Raw genomic sequence first — 18,131 nt, forward strand, 5'->3', positions numbered from 1 at the left:
GGGGTATAAATCATAATTGGCACTGGCTTTACAAGCACCCTGTTGAGTTCTCAAAGAACAACCACACACCGATCAGAAGCTCCACATCCGTGGAACCCCGTTTCGGGGCAACCGCTCAAACCTACTTGGTCGAACTTTCATTGTCAACCTCGTATCCGAGGTGATCAATCTGGTTCGTCCGGACCCACGATGACGCACGCCGTACCCGGCGGTCGTTACTGTCGTGGGAAGCCGCAGACCGGCCGATCACCGCTTCGCGGCTCTCCGCCCGGCTCCTGCCGGCTTCAGAACTCTACCCGGTCGGCTTCGCGTTCGCAACTCCGTTTCCGGAGTGTTCCGCACCGCCCGATCCCCAGTCTCGCTCGGCGTTCCCGCCACGAGCCTGGTGCCCGGTCTCGGCCAGTTCGTCCGGCCTCCCCCGTGCAGAGAGAAAGTTACGCGGACCGCCCGGAGAAGGCAAATCAGGGTTCATCACTGGTTCGGTCGAGCGGATCGGCGCGGTCTGCGCCGCGGTCGGCGACGCGGCGCGCGCTGTCGTGCCAGAGTGTCAGGCATGGATGAGTCCGGGCTGGACGCCGCGGTGTTTGCCGAGGAAGCGCTGCTCGGCGTCCTCCTGCCGTTCTGGCAGCTGGTGATCGGCGCGGTCGTGCTTGTCGTCCTGGTGCTCTCGGTGGGACGACTGGCCCGCCGGGGCAGATCCCGGATGACCACCGCCCTGCTGGTCACCGCCGTGGTGATCGCCGGCCTCGCGACGATAGGCGTCCTGCTGGAGGGCTGAACGCTCAGAGCCGGCGGTTGGCCAGGCTGGGCAGCTCGGTCCGAATCGCGGCGAGGCGGTCGAGGTCCAGGTCGGCGACGGCCACCCCGCAGCCGTCCGGCAGCTGGGTGAGGACCGTCCCCCAAGGGTCGACCACCATGCTGCGCCCGAAGCACGTGCGGCCGGGCTCGTGGTCGCCCGTCTGACCGGCCGCCGCCACGAAGCACTGGTTCTCGATCGCCCGCGCCCGCAGCAGGACCTCCCAGTGGTCCCGCCCGGTGTGCAGCATGAACGCCGCCGGAACCACCAACAGGTGGGCGCCGCCCTCGGTGGCGAGCCGCCGGTACAGCTCCGGGAAGCGCAGGTCGTAGCAGATCGACAGCCCGACCCGGAGACCCTCCACGTCCACGACGACTGGTTGCACGCCGGGCGCGACGCTCGCCGATTCCCGGTAGGAGACCCGGCCCGGGATCTCCACGTCGTACAGGTGGATCTTGCGGTAGCTCGCGGCCAGGCTGCCGGCGCGGTCGAAGACCAGCGACGTGTTCCAGGTGTGCTCCGGGTCCGGGCCGGCCTCGTGGAACGACCCGGCCAGCACCCACATGCCCAGCCGCCGTGCGACCCCTGCGAAGAAGTTGCCCACCTCGCCGTCGACCGGCTCCGGCGTGGGCAGGCCGGCCGCGGGGCCGAGATAGTCGACGTACTCCGGAAGGATGGCGAGGTCCGCGCCGCCGTCGGCGGCGCGTTCCAGCAGCCCCTCCGCGGCGGCCAGGTTGGCCTTGCGGTCATCCCGGGCGTTCAGCTGGCAGACGGCGACGCGCATGAGCCAAGAGTACGGCCGGGAGGGCCGACGCGGACAGCGTCAGATGCTGGCCAGCACCAGGGCTCCCGCGGCGAACCCGAGGCCGGCGATCTGGACCGGCCGCAGGCGTTCCCGGTCGACGGCGAGTGCGAGCAGCACCGTGCTGGCGGGGTAGAGCGCGGCGACCGCCGCCACGATGCTGAGGTGACCCCGCGCGGCGGCGGCCATGAAGAGCGCGTTGGCGGCGCTGTCGAGCAGGCCGGCGACGGCCGCCCAACCCAGCACCCGCCGGTCGAGCCGAAGCCGCACCCCGGTGCCGGCGGCGAGGATGAGGCCGAAGGCGATCGAACTGGCCCGGACCGCCGCCACCGGCCACATGCCGGCGCTCTCGCTGGCCTGGCCGAGCAGAGTGAAGAAGACGCCGAAGAGCGCGCCGGCGGCGAGGGCCAGGCCCACCAGCCGCGCGGGAGCGCCGGAAGCGCTGCCCCCTTCGCCCAGGCTCACCAGGGCGATCGCCACCACGGCGAGGCCGGCCCCGGTGAGCGCCAGTGCGCCGGGGAAGCTCGACGTGAACAGGCCGGCGACGATCGGCACCACCGCGGCGGTGATCGCGGTGACCGGCGCCACCACTGCCATCATTCCGCCGGCGAGGGCTCGGTAGAGCAGCATGACGCCACCGGCGCCGGCCACCCCGGCGAGCAGCCCCCAGGCGATGTCGGCGACCGTCGGTGTCCCGGGCACCACAAGCACCAGCGCGACAAGCAGGGGGACGCTCAGCAGCTGGGAGATCACGGTCACCGCGATCGGGTCCGCACGACGGGACGCCTTGCCGCCGGAGAAGTCGGCGGTGCCGAACGCGATCGCGGACACCGCTGCCAGGAGAATGGGTAGCATGCCACTGTCGTACCACAATAGTGACCACGAAGGATAGTTTGATGACCGATACAGGTAGCCGGGTGGGCGCGGTGACCGCCGCCGTGGCCCGGCAGGTACGGGAGCTGCGCGGCGCCCGTGGCTGGTCCTTCGAGGAACTGGCCGGCCGCTCCGGGGTGAGCAAGGCGATGCTCGTGCAGATCGAGGGCGCACGCACCAACCCCAGCGTCGGCACGCTGTGCCGGATCGCCGACGCGTTCGGCGTCAACATCGCCCGCCTCGTCGAACCGGACGAGGAACGGGCGGTGCGGATCAGCTCCACGGCCGAGGCGCCGGTGCTCTGGCAGGGCGAGCACGGCGGCACCGGCCACCTGCTGAGCGGGCTGGGCGAGCCCGACCTCGTCGAGCTCTGGGACTGGCGAATGGAACCCGGGGAGGAACACCGCTCCGCCGACCACCCCCGCGGCACCCGCGAGGTGCTGCACGTCCTCACCGGCGCGGTGATCGTCCAGGTCGACGGGCAGGATCACCCCGTCCGGGCCGGTGACACGATCGAGTTCCACGCGGACCGGGAGCACGGCTACCGCAACGACGCCGGAGAACCGGCCCGGCTGATGATGGTGACCGTCACCCCGTCGGGCGAGTGGGACCGCCGAACACGGTCACGCCGGCCGCGTCAGTAGCGAACGGCCGGCGTGACGCGGGGAGGATCAGGCCGACTTCTCCTCGCGGTCCCGCCGGGCCCGACGCCCGGTGAACTCGCGCGGAACGATCGTCGGGTTGACGTTCTCCAGGACGACCTCGCGGGTGATCAGCACCCGGGCGGCGTCGGGATTGCTCGGCACCTCGTACATCGCGGAGAGGAGGACCTCTTCGATGATGGCGCGCAGACCACGGGCGCCGGTGCCCCGCAGCATGGCCTGATCGGCGATCGCCTCCAGCGCCGGCTCGTCGAACTCCAACTCGACGCCGTCCAACTCGAACAGGCGCTGATATTGACGGACCAGAGCGTTGCGGGGCTCGGTGAGGATCCGCACGAGCGCGCTGCGGTCCAGGCTGCGCACATTGGTGATCACCGGCAGCCGGCCGACGAATTCGGGGATGAGCCCGAACTTGAGCATGTCCTCCGGCATGACCTGGCTGAAGATGTCATCTGTCGACCGGTCCGAGACCGACCGGAGCCGGGCGCCGAAGCCGGTGCCGCCCTGACCGGTGCGGGATTCGATGATCTGATCGAGACCGGCGAACGCGCCGCCGCAGATGAACAGCACGTTCGTGGTGTCGATCTGGATGAACTCCTGGTGCGGGTGCTTGCGACCGCCCTGCGGCGGCACGTTGGCCACCGTGCCTTCCAGCATCTTGAGCAGAGCCTGCTGCACACCCTCGCCGGAGACGTCCCGCGTGATCGACGGATTCTCCGACTTGCGGGCGATCTTGTCGACCTCGTCGATATAGATGATGCCGGTCTCGGCGCGCTTGATGTCGTAGTCGGCGGCCTGGATCAGCTTGAGGAGGATGTTCTCCACGTCCTCGCCGACGTAGCCCGCCTCGGTGAGCGCGGTGGCGTCGGCGATGGCGAACGGCACGTTCAACATCCGCGCGAGGGTCTGTGCGAGGTGGGTCTTGCCGCAACCCGTCGGGCCGAGCAGCAGGATGTTGGACTTGGCCAGCTCGACGGCGTCACTGCCGGAGCCCGGCGCGTTGGCCGCCTCTGCCTGGATCCGCTTGTAGTGGTTGTAGACCGCGACGGCGAGCGCCTTCTTGGCCTGATCCTGACCCACGACGTAGTTGTCGAGGAACTGGCAGATCTCCATCGGCTTGGGAAGCTCTTCCCACTTCACCTCGCCGGACTCGGCCAGCTCCTCTTCGATGATCTCGTTGCAGAGATCGATGCACTCGTCGCAGATGTAGACCCCTGGGCCCGCGATGAGCTTCTTGACCTGCTTCTGCGACTTGCCGCAGAAGGAGCATTTCAGTAGGTCGCCGCCGTCACCGATCCGTGCCACCTACGTTCTCCCTGCACTCATCGGCCGGAGACCCGGCCCTGACCTGCGGGCGCTGCGCGCCGCCCGGCTTGTTTCACCTCGCCGGCTCAACCGGCGAAGCGGTACGGACCCGACGTTACCCGCTGGCGGGGCATTCTCCGACCCCCAAAACGGGTGTGTCAGAGGTCGGCCGGGAACGGGTGCCCCGGCCAACCTCTGACCCGGTATTGCTCAGCTGGCGGAGTGGGTCGCCAGCAGACCCTTCTTGCGGCTGGTCAGGATCGTGTCGACCAGCCCGTACTCCTTGGACTCCTCGGCCGTCATGATCTTGTCACGGTCGATGTCCTTGCGAACCTGCTCGATCGGGCGGTTGCAGTGGCGGGACAGCATGTCCTCCAGCTGCGTCCGCATCCGCAGGATCTCCCGGGCCTGGATCTCGATGTCCGAGCCCTGCCCGTAGCCGCCCTCGGTGGCCGGCTGGTGGATGATGATCCGCGAGTTCGGAAGAGCCATCCGCTTACCCGCGGTGCCCGCCGACAGCAGCACCGCCGCCGCGCTGGCGGCCTGCCCGAGGCAGACCGTCTGGATGTCCGGACGGACGTACTGCATGGTGTCGTAGATCGCCGTCATCGCGGTGAACGAGCCACCCGGCGAGTTGATGTACATGATGATGTCGCGGTCCGGGTCGGTGCCCTCCAGCGTCAGCAGCTGGGCCATCACGTCGTTTGCCGACGCGTCGTCCACCTGGACACCGAGGAAGATGATCCGGTCCTCGAAGAGCTTGTTGTACGGGTTCGACTCCTTGACCCCGTACGACGTGCGCTCGACGAACGACGGCAGCACGTAGCGGTTGTGCACGGCCGCGAACTGGGGCGGCAAGCTCAGATCGGTCATCGTCAGCTCCTCAGCTCAGGGTCCCGGCGCCATCCGGAACCTGGGCGGCCCCGATGATCACCTTGTCGATGAAGCCGTAGTCCATGGCCTCCTGGGCGGTGAACCAACGGTCCCGGTCCGAGTCCGCCTCGATCTGCGACTGGCTCTGGCCGGTGTGGTGCGCGACGCGCTCCTGGAACATCCGCTTCGTGTAGAGCATCTGCTCCGCCTGGATGGCGATGTCGGACGCCGTGCCGCCCAGACCACCGGACGGCTGGTGCATCATGATCCGAGCGTGCGGCAGGGCGTAACGCTTGCCCTTGGTGCCCGCGCAGAGCAGCAGCTGACCCATCGAGGCGGCCATGCCCATCGCCACTGTCGACACGTCGTTGTCGATGAACTGCATGGTGTCGTAGATCGCCATGCCCGAGTAGACCGAGCCACCCGGCGAGTTGATCCACAGGTTGATGTCGCGGTCCGGGTCCTCCGCGGCGAGCAGCAGCAGCTGCGCGCAGATGCGGTTGGCGACCTGGTCGGTCACCTCACTGCCCAGGAAGATGATGCGTTCCTTGAGCAACCGGTTGTAGACCGAGTCGTCGAGGTTGCCAATGGAGTCGCCACCGCGCGCGTCAATCGCCCGGAGCGACTTCTTGGGGATGTGCATGTCGGTCATGGCAGCCCTTCGCTCTCCGTACCGTCTTTCCCGACACTAACCGCTGTGCGGGGCGGCAGAGTCCCGGTCGGGGCACTGTTCGCTCTCAGCGCAGTTGCGTCGGGCGCACCCGCGGCGCGGGCTTCCGGGCGTACCCGGGGAAAGGTACGGCCGCCGCCCACCGCGCAGCGGCGGACGGCGGCCACACCCGACGATCAGTGCTCGTGGTTGTGCTCCGCCTCGTTGGCGGCGCGCAGCGCGTCCAGGGTGACCTCGTTGCCGGCCGAGTCCTTGATCGAGATGCGCTCCATGACGGCCGCGAGCGCCTTGCCCCGCCGCACGTCGCCGAAGACCGCGGCGGCCGCGCCGGAGCGCACCAGCTGGTCGTAGTACTGCTGCGGGGCCATCCCGGCGCGCTGCGCCCGGTGCACGATCTCGTGACCGAACTCGTCGTCGGAGACCTGCACGTCCTCCGCGTCGGCGAGCGTGTCCAGCAGGAGCTGCACCTTGACGCCCTCGGTCGCCGCCTCGGTCAGCTCGGCGTCGATCTGCTCCTCGGTCTTCTCCTCGGCGGCCAGGTACTCCTCCAGGGAGGCGCCGATCCGCTCCAGCTGGTCGACCATCGCCTGCTTGCGGCTCGCGACCTCCTCGCGGACGACGCCCTCCGGCGCCGGGATCTCGGCGGCCTCGACGAGCTGCGCGAGGGCCTTGTCCCGGGCGGCGTAGATCTGCTCGACCTGCTTGCCCTGGGTGACCCGCCCCCGCAGGTCGCCGCGCAGCTCCTCGATCGTGTCGAACTCGCTTGCCATCTGGGCGAACTCGTCGTTCAGCTCCGGCAGCTCCTTCTCCTTGACCGTGCGCACGGTCACCGCCACGTCGGCGTCGCGGCCGGCGAAGTCGCCGCCGACCAGCTGGGTGGTGAAGGTGGTGTCGTCGCCGGCGGCGAGGCCGACCACTGCCTCGTCCAGGCCCGGCAGGAGCTGCTTGCTGCCGACCTCGTGGGAGATGTTGCTCGCCTGGCCGCCCGGCACGTCCTCGCCGTCGACGGTGGCGTTCAGGTCGATCTGCACGTAGTCGCCCTCGGCGGCGGCCCGCTCGACCGTCTTGAGGGTGGCGAACCGCTCCCGCAGGTTCTTCACCTGCTCGTCGATCTCGCTCTCGTCGATCTGCAGCTCGTCGACGGTCACCTCGATGGTCGACGCGTCGGGCAGCGTGATCTCCGGGCGGACGTCGACCTCGGCGGTGAAGTTCAGCGAGTCACCGTCGTTGAACTCGGTGATCTCGACCTCGGGACGCCCCAGCGTCTTCAGGTCGTGCTCGCGCACCGCGGCGAGGATGTTCTCCGGGATGGCGTCCTGGACCGCCTCGTTGAGGACGGTTCCCCGGCCCACCCGCTGGTCGATCACCGCGGTCGGCACCTTGCCCCGGCGGAAGCCCGGGACCTGGACCTGCGAACCGATCTCCCGGTACGCCTTCTTGAGGCTCGGCTCGAGCTCGACGAACGGCACCTCGATGGCGAGCCGCACGCGCGTCGGGCTCAGAGTCTCGACGGTGCTCTTCACAGGCGTACTCCTTGACGGATCTGGGTTTGATTCTGGGCCTTCGATTGGCCCATCGAGTGTAGGCGAGCCGACACGGCCGGCTGCTAGCGCCCGGGGCGACCCGGGCACTCACGACAGTCGGGGTGGCGGGATTTGAACCCACGGCCCCTCGCTCCCAAAGCGAGTGCGCTACCAAGCTGCGCCACACCCCGTGGCGACGTGCAGTCTATGCCGTCGCCGCGCCCCAGGCAGTGCCGGGGCGTCCCCCACCCGGACAGATCCCCCAGAAATACCGAAAGGGTCGCCGGCGGTCGGCGTCCCGCTCCAAGATCCGCGCGACTTCGGGGATGTAGGAGGGGTACCGCGAGCCGGGAACGGACGTTGTGCCGATCTTGGGCGGTGGGACGAAGCGCCACCGCCCCGCGCCGCCGCCAGGCGGTGGCGCGGTTGCACGTCGGGCATCAGCATTGGGTACGCTGTAGGGCGTCCCGCTCGGCGGGGCGCACGCGGGCGTAGCTCAATGGTAGAGCTTCAGTCTTCCAAACTGACTACGCGAGTTCGATTCTCGTCGCCCGCTCCACCTGCGAAGGCCCAGGCAGACCGCATCGCGGCACCTGGGCCTTCCGCGTCTCCCCATCGTCGATCCATGCGCCGCCCGCGATCCGAGCCGGCGGATCACGCCCACTGCCGGCGGGGGAAGCCGATGTCGTCGAAGAGTGAGTAGTGCTCGGCGAACGCCCTGACGGCGCGTCGGGCGGCGGCGATGGTCTCGTCCACGGTCGTGAGGTCCTCGGTGACGCGCATGACCGTGTGCTCGCCGGCCGGATACCTGAACAAGGGACGGAGGAGATCGACTTCGATCGCAGCGGTCAGGGTGAAACCGTCCTCGCGGAGCGTGAGCCGCAGGTAGAGACGAATCTCGGAGAGGAAACCGGTGACGTTCACCGGGAGATGCGGCAGCGTAAACGTCAGGGCGTAGAACGTCGGCTTCCCGCCGTCGCTCGGATCGAACTCAAGACGACTTCCCGAGACCAGGACCTCGTCCTCTTCGCCCGGCACCGAGAGGTCATGGTTCAGGTAGACCTCGGTGAAATCGCGCCCGACTTCCCAGGACACCTCGGTCATCCCACGCAGCAGAGCAGCCATCCCCGAACTCACCGTGTCCACGGTGGCGGAGCCTGGCCCGCTCATACGGTCACCGGCGGACCCGCAAGCCATGCGGTGAGTAGATTGCCGACCTCGTCGCCGAGCGCGGGCGCGGCACGCCAGGCCAGCACGAGAAGGTCCGCATGCTGGTCGGGCGTCACATCGAGAGTAGGCAGCGGCGTGCGGCGCCAGGTCGTACGGCTGGCGTCTCGTACGAGCCCGGTCACGTCGGCACGACCGCGTCGGGACAGCCCCGCATCGGGGTCGACGGCCAGGAACAGGGCGGCACGCAAGCGCACGGGTACGGGTCCCCTGCCGAGCAGCCGATAGCCCGCGCGTCGCAGTTCCACCCGCGCGCCGGCGAGCAACTGCCAGGGCAGCTCCGCCGGCAGGGTCGCCGCGATGGGCCGTAGCGCCGTGGTGGCCTCGCGGACGACCGCCGGTGAGGGATCGGTCAGCAACGGCATGACCTGGCTGGTCTCGACGGCGTCGAGCTGGCGCAGGCCGCGTACGGCCGCGGCGCGGATCGTCGCGGCCGGGTGGGTGAGGAGCCGGTTCAGCAGCGGCGCGTCGGTCTCCGAAGCACTCTCGCTGAATCCGAGGACAGCACCCGGTGTGGGCGCGGGCCCGGTGACCGCCGCCCGGTAGTGCGCCCGCGCGTCGGTGCCGACGCGCCGAGCGGCCGCCCTGGCGATGGCCCGCACCAGCGACGCGCTGTCGTCGAGACGGGTCACCACCTCGGCCTGCTCGCCGAGGCGCAGCAGACCGATCAGGGCGGTCGCCCGTACGTCCGGGCGGCGGTTGCCGGCCAGCCGCCGCAGGGTCGGGAGTCGCTCGGTCCACACCGCCTCCCGGCAGGCGGCCTCGGCCGCCAGCGAGCGGATGCGCACGTCGGCCTCGGACTCGGCGAGCGCGACCAGGTCGTCGATCCGCAGCCAGCGCTGCGCCACCTCCATCTCGACGACCAGCCGCCGCTGGGCCGCGGAACCGGAGGCGCCGACCGCTCGGCGTACGGCCGGCGGCGCGCTGAGCAGCGTGGCCACGGCCTGGTTGGCGGCGAAGCCGCCGCGCGACCTGGCGTCCACAAGCAGTGCCATCGGCATCGCCGCCGGAAGGTACGTGGCGGGGTCGTCGGCCAGCAGCAGCGCGAGGCCCGCTCGGGCGCGGTCCCGCACCTGCCGGACCCAGTCGCCGGTGCGCAGCACCAGAAACGGCACCAGATCCGGGTCGGGATCATCCAGCATGGACAAGACCGCGCGCTCGCGGACACGTCCGTCGCGGTGGGTGCTGGCCAGCGCCACGGTGAGGGAGTTGGCCATGGGTGGGGACAGACCGGCCACCAGCCGAGCGAGCGGTGTCGTCGGCTGGTCCGACGGGTGCCACAGCACCTGTCGGGTGTGTTCGTCGAGCCGGACGACCAGTTTCGGGGAACGAGCCAGCGCCCGCAGCGCCGCCCGGCCCCGGTCGTGGTCAGCGTTGGCGCCGACATCGGCCAGGAGGAGGGCGAGGTGTTCCAGCGCCTTCCTCCCGGCGCCGGCTCGCTGGCCGGCCGCCGCGACGGCCGCCTCCAGCGCCGGTCCCGTCTCGGCGCCGGGTTCTTCCCGGTCCCCCGGCGTCCACGTCATGTGATCATGCTGCCGTACCGGCGGCCCGGCCCGCCTCCGACTTATCGACGGGTGGCCCCGGAGCGCCGGTTACCACGTCGCTCCAGGTGGAACCATTCGTCGACCGGGCCGAACGCGGCCGCCGTATTCAGCGTCCGCCGTATTCAATGGTGGTGGAGAGGCACCGTCCGCCACCTCGCCACCACGCCGCCGCCGAGGCGGCCAGCGGCTGACCCACCCGGGCGACATTTCGCCTGTTTCTGGCTCCCGGGCGGCGGGTAGGGCAGGCACATGGACACCAACACCACAGCCCACCTGGTCGGCGGCCCGCGCGACGGCAGCACCCACGACACCGGCGGCGAAGCCCTCGTCGAGGTGGAGATCGACGGCATGATGCACCGCTACATCCTGACCACCAAGCAGCACGACGACGGCCGCCCGCTCTACAACTACGACGGGATGGTCGCCCCGGACGGCGGCGAGCCCGGCGTCGAGGACCCGGCCGCCCGGGTCGCCTCGCCCCGGGCCGACGCCGAGGGGCACGGCGGCGACCGCTGACCACCGCGGGTCGCTGACCCGAACGACGGACGCGCCGGCCGGCCGCGGATGATCCGTGGCCGGCCGGGTAAGCAGCGGCCCTGCCTGGTGGGGAGACGACCGGTGTCGCGGTGTCCCGCGACGGACGCACGGGCGGGCGGCGCTGACCGGCCCGCCCGTGCGCGCCGCCGGGTCAGTTCGAGGTGATCCAGTTCCAGGCCGAGACGACCCACTCGGTCTGCTGCAACCAGGCGACGCCGAGACCGACGAGGAAGACAGCGGTGGCCAGGTGGGCGCCCCACGCGCTGCGCCGGACCCGTCCGAGCTGCCGCTCCAGCACCAACCGGCCGATCACCCGGGCCAGCGCGAACAGGCCGACCGCCACCAGCAGGCTCAACACGAGCACCAGCAGCGGGCCGGACAGGTTGCCCCCGCCGGAGAGCGCCCAGATCCCCCAGCACACGAACGCGAACAGGCCACCCGCCGCGCTCCACTCCCCGCCGCGACGCAACTGGGCCAGGCGCCAGCTCAACGGCCGGCGCGGCACCGGTTCACCCGGCCAGCCCGTACCGGTCGGCTCCTGCTCCACCACCGGGAACGGTTCGGTCCGTGGGGTGCGCGGCTGGCCCACCGGCGCGACACCCCGGCGGAACCCGTCCCGCTGCGGCGGCACCCCGACGCCGGCCTGCGGTGGGACCTCCACGGTTCGCTCCGCCCACGGCTGCGTCTGGTCTGCCATCTCGTCCTCCCCCTGACCGGCGGCACCACCACCACCCGAATCCGAGGGTAGCCACCCGGCAAATCGGTCGCCGACCCCCCGTCCGGCGCGAACCCGGCACGACGTGCCGAATTCCACACCGGGCGAGGTACGGTCGGCTGATGGGTGATCCGGAGCGACGCAGGCGACGGCTGCGCCACCAGTCCGACCCCGATCCTGCCGTGCGCGGCGCCGACGGTGCGACTGTCAGCACCGCCGGCGTACACGACGGCGTGGAGTCGCCGCCGCGGCGTCGGGGGCCCAGCGGCGACGACCGCGACGGCGAGCGGGGGTTACGAGGGCTGGTCGGCTCCGGCTCGTCGCAGGTGGGGCTGAGCGCCGCGCTGCGGGCCCGGGACGCCGCCCGACCTACCGACGACGACCTCGCCGAGGCGGAGGCCCGGGTGGTAGTCGTCCGCCGCAACTGGGTGCCCCGCGAAGAGCTGCCCCGCCCGCCGCGCTGAGGGCGGCGGCCCGGTCAGGGCAGGTCGGGCAGCTGCCGGGTCTGCTCGTACGTGGCGACCTGGATGATCCGGCGGGCGTGCCGCTCGTTTCCGGAGAACGGCGTGTTCAGGAACGCCTCGACGATGCCGGTGGCCTCGTCCAGGGTGTGCTGGCGGGCGCCCACCGCGACGACGTTCGCGTCGTTGTGCTGGCGGGCGAGCTGAGCCGTCTCGACGCTCCAGGCGAGCGCGGCGCGTACGCCGGCGATCTTGTTCGCGGCGATCTGCTCGCCGTTGCCGGACCCGCCGATGACCACCCCCAGGGAGGTCTCGTCGGCCACCACCCGGTCACCCGTGTGCAGGCAGAACGTCGGGTAGTCGTCGTCCGGGTCGTAGCTGTGCGGGCCGACGTCGACCACGTCGTACCCCTGCTTGGCCAGGTGATTGGCCAGGTGCACCTTCAACTCGAAACCGGCGTGATCGGATCCCAGGTAGACGCGCATACCGGGCAGTCTGTCAGGCCGCGCTCTCCGACGCCGCAGGGGCGGCGTCGGAGAGCCGGGTTCGTCACACGGTCGTGCGGATGGTCACTCAGTGCGGCAGCTCGGCGACCACCAGGCCGCCGCGCGCCTTCGGGGTGAACCAGGTGCTCTTGCGGGGCATCTTCTCCCGAGCCAGGTTCACCGCGACGAAGTCCGCCACGGTCACCGGCGCGATGAGGACGGCCAGCTCGGCGCGCCCGGCGTCGACCTCACCGGTGAGCCAGCTCGCCGGGTAGTCGCCGCCCACGTAGGTGATCCGCTTGTCGCCCGGGTCCAACCCCAGGGCGTCGCGCAGCAGCAGCCGCTCGACCAGGGCGTGGTCCAGGTTCTCCAGGCGTGCGTCGGCGGTGGCGGGCAGGCGCACCGCGTACCCCTGGCCGGCGAGCCGGAGATGGACTGTGCCGCCGGCCGCCGGAACCTCGACCGGGCCGTCGATCGGCTCGACCTCGGCCCCCGCCGCGCGCAACCGGTCGAGCAGCTCGCCTGGCGTGGTGGTCAGCTCGCTGACCAGCCGGTTGTAGGGCTGGATGGCGACCGACGCGGGAGTGGTCACCACGGCCAGGAAGCGCGACAACCCGCCGGTCTGGGCGGCCAGGCTGCGGTGGTTGCCGTCGGCGACGACCAGCTCGCCGCCACCGGCGAGAGCGGTAAGCGCATCCTGCTCCGGGCCGGGGCCGACCAGCCAGATGGCGTGGGTGCGCCCCGCCTGGTCGGTGTCGGTCGCGGCGGGCGCACCGGCCGCGTCGGTCGCCGCCGCGAGCGCGGCGTGCAGCTCGTCGCCGCTCCCGGTCTGCAGCAGGAGTACGGGTGAGAGCAGGTGACCCAGCGCCTCGGCCAACGCGACGCGCTCGCGCACCTTGGCGATGAAGACGTCCTCGTTGCGGATGACCAGGCCCGGCTCGTCGGCGCGGGTGGAGATCTGGTCGGTGTCCACCATCGCGAAGAGCCCGTACGCCGTCTCCTCGCCGGGGGCGGTGATCCGGTACAGCACGACCACCTGCTCGGCGGGCGTGTAGCTGCCGTCGGCCTTGGCCTCGGCGAGCCGGGCCACCGAGGCCGGCAGCGCGTCGAGGAACGACGTGCCCAGGCTGTCGGGGGCCCGGTGCGGCATTTCGATGCCGAGGGCACTGTGCGGGTTCGCCTCGATGATCGCGGTGATCTCCGCGTCGTCGGCGAACTCGTCGTAGTTCTGCGCGCCGGTGCCGCCAGTGGTGATCCAGGCCCGGGCGATCGGATGCACGACCGTCATGCCCACTGACGCTACCGGCGGCGACGTCGCGGGCGACGGGGACCCGCGCGGCGTCCACCAGTTGAAAGTGCCGGGCCGGGACGTGGTGGTCAGCCGGCGCGGCCGGACGCGCCGTTGTGCCGTCGGTGTCGGCCGGCCACGACCGGTCCGGCGTTACTTCGCCGGCCGTTCGCGACGGGCCCGGTGATCGCGTTGCGGCGAGGCGCGGCGGGCGGCCCCGGCACGGGACGCGGTTCCGGCGGCGGCGCCGGAACCGGTCGCGGGTTCAGCGGTGGCGTCGGCACGGGACGCGGGGCGGTGGGTGCCGGCGGGGGCGGGGCGGGCTCGGCCGGCGCGGCAGCCACGACCGGTTCCACGGCCGACGGTACGACCGGATCCGACGCCGCCGGCACGACAGACGGCATCGGCACGACCGGCATCGGCACGGCCGGTGTCGACACGATCGGCGCCGACACGATTGGCGCCGACACGACCGGCATCGGCGCGGCCGGTGTCGACACGATCGGCATCGGCACGGCCGGTGTCGTCATCGCCTGCGTCGTCGCCGGTGCCGGTGTGACCGGGCCGGGCGTCAGGCGCGAGGTGACCGGCACCCGGGCCACGCCGACCACGATGGGCGGGGCGAGCAGGTCCACCACATGAGCGGGGAGGTCCGGACGGACCGTCGGCCAGCGGGAGTCGTCGACCGACCAGTACGCCGCTCCGGGATTCTCATTCACCCCCTGTCGGGTCAACTGATCGTCACCGGACGCACGGTGCTTGGCCATCGGGATTGCCTCCACGAGCTGCGGGGTGCGGCCCTGCGGGTCGCTGCGGCGGACACCGAGGGAAACGACGCCCCCCGCCCAGCGGTGACGCCGTGACCGCGAGGCGTACCCGCCGACCGACGCGGCGCGCCCCCGCCGACCACGTGACGGTGGCCGGCGGGGGCGCGTGCGATCGCGGCTCAGTCGAAGATCGGGCCCAGGTCGCGGGTGCGCTTGAGCTCGTAGAACCCGGGGGTGCCGGCGACCAGCAGCACGCCGTCCCAGAGCCGGCCGGCAGCCTCGCCCTTCGGCCTCGGCGTGATCACCGGACCGAAGAAGGCGACGGGCGTGCCGTCCGGTCCGGGCGCGTGGATAACCGGGGTGCCCACGTCCTGGCCGACCGGCCGCATACCGGCCTCGTGGCTGGCGCGCAGCGCCTCGTCGTACTCGGTGCTGTCGGCGGCCGCGGCCAACGCCGGGTCCAGCCCGACGTCGGTGAGGGCGGCGGCGAACAGCTCCGGTCCGAGCTGCTCCTTGCCGAGGTGGATGCGGGTGCCCAACGCGGTGTAGAGCTGACGGACGGCGTCCGCGCCGTGGGCCTGCTCCACGGCGATGCAGACCCGCACGGGGCCCCAACCGTTGTCCATCAACTCGCGATACTGCTCGGGCAGGTCCCGGCCCTCGTTGAGCACCGACAGGCTCATCACGTGGTAGCGGATGGTCACTTCGCGGACCTGCTCGACCTCCAGCAGCCAGCGAGAGGTGATCCACGCCCACGGGCAGATCGGGTCGAACCACATGTCCACGGCGACACGTTCGGTCACGGTGCGGTCCCTTCGCGACGGGTGACGCCGGACGTCCGACGTCTCCTCCGATCCTCACCCCGGAGCACATCGACCGGTACCCGAATGAGAGCGTGACCTCGGCCACCGCTGGCTGCCCGTCCGTGGAAGACTCGGATCGGGCCGGACGTCACGAGCGGTCGGCAGACGGGCGCCGCCGGGCGTACGGCGAGACGTGGGATGGAGACGAACAGTGCCGGGAGTGCGTAACCTGACGCAGGTCGAGGCGACCGAGCGGGCCCGCCTGCTCGAGGTGACCGGGTACGACATCAGTCTGGACCTGTCGACCGCCGTGCTGGCGGCCGACAACCGCACCTTCCGGTCGACGACCGAGGTCCGGTTCCGCTGCGGCGAACCGGGAGCGAGCACGTTCATCGAGCTGGCCGCCGAGACGGTGCGGTCCGCGACGCTTAACGGCACCCCGGTGGACCTGTCCGACTGGTCGGCCGAGAAGGGCCTGACACTGTCCGGGCTGGCCAGCGAGAACACCCTGGTCGTCGACGCGGACTTCGCCTACTCCAACAGCGGGCAGGGGCTGCACCGCACTGTCGACCCGGTGGACGGCGAGACGTACCTCTACAGCCAGTTCGAGACGGCCGACGCGCAGCGGGTGTTCGCCTGCTTCGACCAGCCCGACCTGAAGAGCGTCTACACCTGGCACGCGACGGTGCCGGGGCACTGGCGCGTGGTGTCCAACATGCCGGTGCAGCGCGAGGAACCGGCCGGCGACGGGTTCAAGACCGTCCACTTCACCGAGTCGGTGCGGATGAGCACCTACATCACGGCGCTGTGCGCTGGGCCGTACCACGAGGTGCGCGACACCCACGACGGCATCGACCTGGGGGTGTTCTCCCGGGCGTCCATGTCGCAGTACCTGGACGCCGACAACCTGTTCCTCATCACCAAGCAGGGCTTCGACTTCTTCCACGAGAAGTTCGGCGTGCGCTACCCGCTGCCGAAGTACGACCAGCTCTGGGTGCCCGACTTCAACGCCGGCGCGATGGAGAACTTCGGCTGCGTCACGCACGCCGAGTCGCACTACCTGTTCCGCTCGCAGGTCACCGACTTCGAGTACGAGCAGCGCGCCAACACGATCCTGCACGAGCTGGCACACATGTGGTTCGGCGACCTGGTCACCATGCGCTGGTGGAACGACCTGTGGCTCAACGAGTCGTTCGCCGAGTGGGCAAGCCACTGGTGCAACACGAACGCCACCCGGTTCACCGAGGCGTGGACGACGTTCCTGTCCATCCGCAAGAACTGGGGCTACCGGCAGGACCAGCTCTCCTCCACCCACCCGGTCTACACGGAGATGCCGGACATGGAGGCCGTCGAGGTCAACTTCGACGGCATCACCTACGCCAAGGGCGCGAGCGTGCTCAAGCAGCTCGTCGCGTACGTGGGTGAGGAGCCGTTCGTGGCCGGGCTGCGGGCGTACTTCGGCAAGCACGCGTGGGGCAACGCCACCTTCGACGACCTGCTCACCGAGCTGGAGGCGGCCTCGGGCCGGGAGCTGCGCAAGTTCGCGGCGCAGTGGCTGGAGACCGCGCAGGTCAACACGCTGCGCCCGGAGGTGACGATCGGCGCCGACGGCACGTACGAGCAGGTGGTCGTCCGGCAGGAGGCGCCGACGGCGTACCCGACGCTGCGCACCCACCGGATCGGCGTGGGCCTGTACGACCTGACCGACGGGCGGTTGGTCCGCCGCGAACGGTACGAGGTGGACGTGACAGGCGAGCGGACCGACCTCGCCAACCTGCGCGGCGTCCGGGCGGCCGACGTGCTGCTGCTCAACGACGACGACCTGAGCTACACCAAGCTGCGCCTCGACGAGCGGTCGATGGCCACGGTGGTGCAGCACATCGGCGGCTTCGACTCGTCGCTGGCCCGCGCCCTGTGCTGGACGGCCGCGTGGGACATGACCCGCGACGCCGAGCTGGCGACCCGCGACTACGTGGCGCTGGTGCTGGCCGGGCTGCCCGCGGAGACCGACATCAACCTGGTGACGGCGACCCTGCGCCAGGCCACCACCGCGCTCACCCTCTACGCCGACCCGGCGTGGGCGGCCACCGGCTGGGCGGCCCTCGCCCGCACGGCGAAGGACGCGCTCGCCGCAGCCGAGGCGGGCAGCGGCTTCCAGCTGGCCTGGGCCCGGGCGTACACCTCTGCCGCCCGGTCCGAGGAGGACCTGGCAACGCTGCGCGGCTGGCTGGACGGCACCGGTGCGCCGGCCGGGCTGACCGTTGACACCGAGCTGCGCTGGACGGTGCTCGGTGCGCTTGTCGCCAACGGCGCGGCCGGCGCCGCCGAGATCGAGGCGGAGCTGGCCGGTGACCGCACCGCCAGCGGCGAGCGGGAGGCCGCGTACGCGCACGCGCTGGTGCCGACCGCGGAGAACAAGGCCGCCGTGTGGGCGCTGCTGACCGGCCCGGACGCGCTGCCGAACTGGCGGAACCGGGCGCTGTTGCAGGGCCTCGCCCACCCGGCGCAGGTGGAACTGGTCGCCCCGTACCGGGAGAGGTACTTCGCGACGGTCGGCCAGGTGTGGGCCACGCGGGACAGCGAGCCTGCGCAGGAGTTCGCCCAGTTGGCGTACCCGACCTACCTGGTGGACGACGACACGGTGGCGGCCACCGACGCGTGGCTGGCCGGCGACGGCAACCCCGGCCCACTGCGTCGACTGGTCGCCGAGGGCCGCGACGGTGTGGTGCGGGCGCTCAAGGCCCGCGCGAAGGACGCCGCGCAGAGCTGACCAGCGAGTACGCGGCCCGGGGCCGGCGTG

Annotated in this window: 18 protein-coding genes and 2 tRNA genes; 7 read left to right on the forward strand and 13 right to left on the reverse strand. The window is 71.1% G+C overall.

The features are described from left to right. Positions 1-553: 553 nt before the first annotated feature. Positions 554-778, forward strand: coding sequence for a hypothetical protein (locus ACLQ26_RS31620; RefSeq protein ID WP_425748028.1), 225 nt, complete (start codon positions 554-556; stop codon positions 776-778). A 4-nt stretch (positions 779-782) separates the two neighbouring features. Here the strand turns inward: ACLQ26_RS31620 and ACLQ26_RS31625 are convergent, their stop codons facing one another. After that, a complete protein-coding gene (locus ACLQ26_RS31625; protein ID WP_425748029.1) occupies positions 783-1,580 on the reverse strand; it encodes a carbon-nitrogen hydrolase family protein in 798 nt (265 codons plus the stop codon). 39 nt (positions 1,581-1,619) lie between these two features. After that, complete coding sequence (locus ACLQ26_RS31630) at positions 1,620-2,453, reverse strand: EamA family transporter (RefSeq protein WP_425748030.1); 834 nt, start codon at positions 2,451-2,453, stop codon at positions 1,620-1,622. Between the two features lie 41 nt (positions 2,454-2,494). On the opposite strand from ACLQ26_RS31630, the gene ACLQ26_RS31635 reads away from it, so the two are divergent. Further along, positions 2,495-3,115: a helix-turn-helix domain-containing protein gene (locus ACLQ26_RS31635; RefSeq protein WP_425748031.1), complete on the forward strand. Its 621-nt coding sequence runs from the start codon at positions 2,495-2,497 to the stop codon at positions 3,113-3,115. A 27-nt stretch (positions 3,116-3,142) separates the two neighbouring features. On the opposite strand, the gene clpX is transcribed toward ACLQ26_RS31635, so the two are convergent. The 5 genes from clpX to ACLQ26_RS31660 all read right to left on the reverse strand — a co-directional run bounded on the left by clpX (position 3,143) and on the right by ACLQ26_RS31660 (position 7,695). Beyond that, positions 3,143-4,438 carry an ATP-dependent Clp protease ATP-binding subunit ClpX gene (gene clpX / locus ACLQ26_RS31640; RefSeq protein ID WP_007464107.1) on the reverse strand — a complete coding sequence of 432 codons (1,296 nt, stop codon included), beginning with the start codon at positions 4,436-4,438 and terminating at the stop codon, positions 3,143-3,145. A gap of 210 nt (positions 4,439-4,648) precedes the next feature. Then, complete coding sequence (locus ACLQ26_RS31645) at positions 4,649-5,311, reverse strand: ATP-dependent Clp protease proteolytic subunit (protein ID WP_007464109.1); 663 nt, start codon at positions 5,309-5,311, stop codon at positions 4,649-4,651. A gap of 10 nt (positions 5,312-5,321) precedes the next feature. Next, positions 5,322-5,963: an ATP-dependent Clp protease proteolytic subunit gene (locus ACLQ26_RS31650; protein ID WP_007464111.1), complete on the reverse strand. Its 642-nt coding sequence runs from the start codon at positions 5,961-5,963 to the stop codon at positions 5,322-5,324. Between the two features lie 194 nt (positions 5,964-6,157). Then, positions 6,158-7,504 carry a trigger factor gene (gene tig, locus ACLQ26_RS31655; RefSeq protein WP_425748032.1) on the reverse strand — a complete coding sequence of 449 codons (1,347 nt, stop codon included), beginning with the start codon at positions 7,502-7,504 and terminating at the stop codon, positions 6,158-6,160. A gap of 117 nt (positions 7,505-7,621) precedes the next feature. Further along, positions 7,622-7,695 (reverse strand) — tRNA-Pro (locus ACLQ26_RS31660). A gap of 294 nt (positions 7,696-7,989) precedes the next feature. Between ACLQ26_RS31660 and ACLQ26_RS31665 the strand changes: the two genes are divergently transcribed. Next, positions 7,990-8,063: transfer RNA gene (locus tag ACLQ26_RS31665), tRNA-Gly, on the forward strand. A 95-nt stretch (positions 8,064-8,158) separates the two neighbouring features. Here ACLQ26_RS31665 and ACLQ26_RS31670 read toward each other — a convergent pair. Together ACLQ26_RS31670 and ACLQ26_RS31675 are read right to left on the reverse strand one after the other, a co-directional pair. Beyond that, complete coding sequence (locus ACLQ26_RS31670) at positions 8,159-8,629, reverse strand: hypothetical protein (protein WP_425748033.1); 471 nt, start codon at positions 8,627-8,629, stop codon at positions 8,159-8,161. 41 nt (positions 8,630-8,670) lie between these two features. Then, positions 8,671-10,254: a hypothetical protein gene (locus ACLQ26_RS31675; protein WP_425748034.1), complete on the reverse strand. Its 1,584-nt coding sequence runs from the start codon at positions 10,252-10,254 to the stop codon at positions 8,671-8,673. A gap of 270 nt (positions 10,255-10,524) precedes the next feature. Here ACLQ26_RS31675 and ACLQ26_RS31680 point away from each other — a divergent pair, with 270 nt between their 5' ends. Then, positions 10,525-10,791 carry a hypothetical protein gene (locus ACLQ26_RS31680; protein WP_425748035.1) on the forward strand — a complete coding sequence of 89 codons (267 nt, stop codon included), beginning with the start codon at positions 10,525-10,527 and terminating at the stop codon, positions 10,789-10,791. Positions 10,792-10,963: 172 nt separating this feature from the next. Here the strand turns inward: ACLQ26_RS31680 and ACLQ26_RS31685 are convergent, their stop codons facing one another. Then, positions 10,964-11,509 (reverse strand): hypothetical protein, encoded by a 546-nt coding sequence (locus ACLQ26_RS31685; protein ID WP_425748036.1) that lies wholly within the window; start codon positions 11,507-11,509, stop codon positions 10,964-10,966. Positions 11,510-11,649: 140 nt separating this feature from the next. On the opposite strand from ACLQ26_RS31685, the gene ACLQ26_RS31690 reads away from it, so the two are divergent. Continuing rightward, positions 11,650-11,991: a hypothetical protein gene (locus tag ACLQ26_RS31690; RefSeq protein ID WP_425748037.1), complete on the forward strand. Its 342-nt coding sequence runs from the start codon at positions 11,650-11,652 to the stop codon at positions 11,989-11,991. 14 nt (positions 11,992-12,005) lie between these two features. Here ACLQ26_RS31690 and ACLQ26_RS31695 read toward each other — a convergent pair whose 3' ends face one another. Both ACLQ26_RS31695 and ACLQ26_RS31700 read right to left on the reverse strand, forming a co-directional pair. Continuing rightward, positions 12,006-12,473, reverse strand: a complete 468-nt coding sequence (locus tag ACLQ26_RS31695) for a ribose-5-phosphate isomerase (protein WP_425748038.1) — start codon at positions 12,471-12,473, stop codon at positions 12,006-12,008. An 88-nt stretch (positions 12,474-12,561) separates the two neighbouring features. After that, on the reverse strand, positions 12,562-13,761 hold the full coding sequence (locus ACLQ26_RS31700) for a DUF1015 family protein (protein ID WP_425748039.1): 1,200 nt from the start codon (positions 13,759-13,761) through the stop codon (positions 12,562-12,564). Positions 13,762-14,058: 297 nt separating this feature from the next. Here ACLQ26_RS31700 and ACLQ26_RS31705 point away from each other — a divergent pair, with 297 nt between their 5' ends. Beyond that, positions 14,059-14,403, forward strand: coding sequence for a hypothetical protein (locus tag ACLQ26_RS31705; RefSeq protein WP_425748041.1), 345 nt, complete (start codon positions 14,059-14,061; stop codon positions 14,401-14,403). A 304-nt stretch (positions 14,404-14,707) separates the two neighbouring features. Here the strand turns inward: ACLQ26_RS31705 and ACLQ26_RS31710 are convergent, their stop codons facing one another. After that, positions 14,708-15,331 carry a DsbA family protein gene (locus tag ACLQ26_RS31710; RefSeq protein WP_363690079.1) on the reverse strand — a complete coding sequence of 208 codons (624 nt, stop codon included), beginning with the start codon at positions 15,329-15,331 and terminating at the stop codon, positions 14,708-14,710. 220 nt (positions 15,332-15,551) lie between these two features. On the opposite strand from ACLQ26_RS31710, the gene pepN reads away from it, so the two are divergent. Further along, positions 15,552-18,101 carry an aminopeptidase N gene (gene pepN / locus ACLQ26_RS31715; RefSeq protein ID WP_425748042.1) on the forward strand — a complete coding sequence of 850 codons (2,550 nt, stop codon included), beginning with the start codon at positions 15,552-15,554 and terminating at the stop codon, positions 18,099-18,101. The last annotated feature ends 30 nt before the right edge of the window (positions 18,102-18,131 follow it).

This window comes from Micromonospora sp. DT43 (assembly GCF_049841645.1).
Taxonomy (GTDB): Bacteria; Actinomycetota; Actinomycetes; order Mycobacteriales; family Micromonosporaceae; genus Micromonospora.

Coding starts and splice junctions, on each gene's coding strand:
- ACLQ26_RS31620 (WP_425748028.1), top strand. CDS start 554: ATGGATGAGTCCGGGCTGGACGCCGCGGTGTTTGCCGAGGAAGCGCTG.
- ACLQ26_RS31625 (WP_425748029.1), bottom strand. CDS start 1,580: ATGCGCGTCGCCGTCTGCCAGCTGAACGCCCGGGATGACCGCAAGGCC.
- ACLQ26_RS31630 (WP_425748030.1), bottom strand. CDS start 2,453: ATGCTACCCATTCTCCTGGCAGCGGTGTCCGCGATCGCGTTCGGCACC.
- ACLQ26_RS31635 (WP_425748031.1), top strand. CDS start 2,495: ATGACCGATACAGGTAGCCGGGTGGGCGCGGTGACCGCCGCCGTGGCC.
- ACLQ26_RS31645 (WP_007464109.1), bottom strand. CDS start 5,311: ATGACCGATCTGAGCTTGCCGCCCCAGTTCGCGGCCGTGCACAACCGC.
- ACLQ26_RS31650 (WP_007464111.1), bottom strand. CDS start 5,963: ATGACCGACATGCACATCCCCAAGAAGTCGCTCCGGGCGATTGACGCG.
- ACLQ26_RS31670 (WP_425748033.1), bottom strand. CDS start 8,629: ATGGCTGCTCTGCTGCGTGGGATGACCGAGGTGTCCTGGGAAGTCGGG.
- ACLQ26_RS31675 (WP_425748034.1), bottom strand. CDS start 10,254: ATGACGTGGACGCCGGGGGACCGGGAAGAACCCGGCGCCGAGACGGGA.
- ACLQ26_RS31680 (WP_425748035.1), top strand. CDS start 10,525: ATGGACACCAACACCACAGCCCACCTGGTCGGCGGCCCGCGCGACGGC.
- ACLQ26_RS31685 (WP_425748036.1), bottom strand. CDS start 11,509: ATGGCAGACCAGACGCAGCCGTGGGCGGAGCGAACCGTGGAGGTCCCA.
- ACLQ26_RS31690 (WP_425748037.1), top strand. CDS start 11,650: ATGGGTGATCCGGAGCGACGCAGGCGACGGCTGCGCCACCAGTCCGAC.
- ACLQ26_RS31695 (WP_425748038.1), bottom strand. CDS start 12,473: ATGCGCGTCTACCTGGGATCCGATCACGCCGGTTTCGAGTTGAAGGTG.
- ACLQ26_RS31700 (WP_425748039.1), bottom strand. CDS start 13,761: ATGACGGTCGTGCATCCGATCGCCCGGGCCTGGATCACCACTGGCGGC.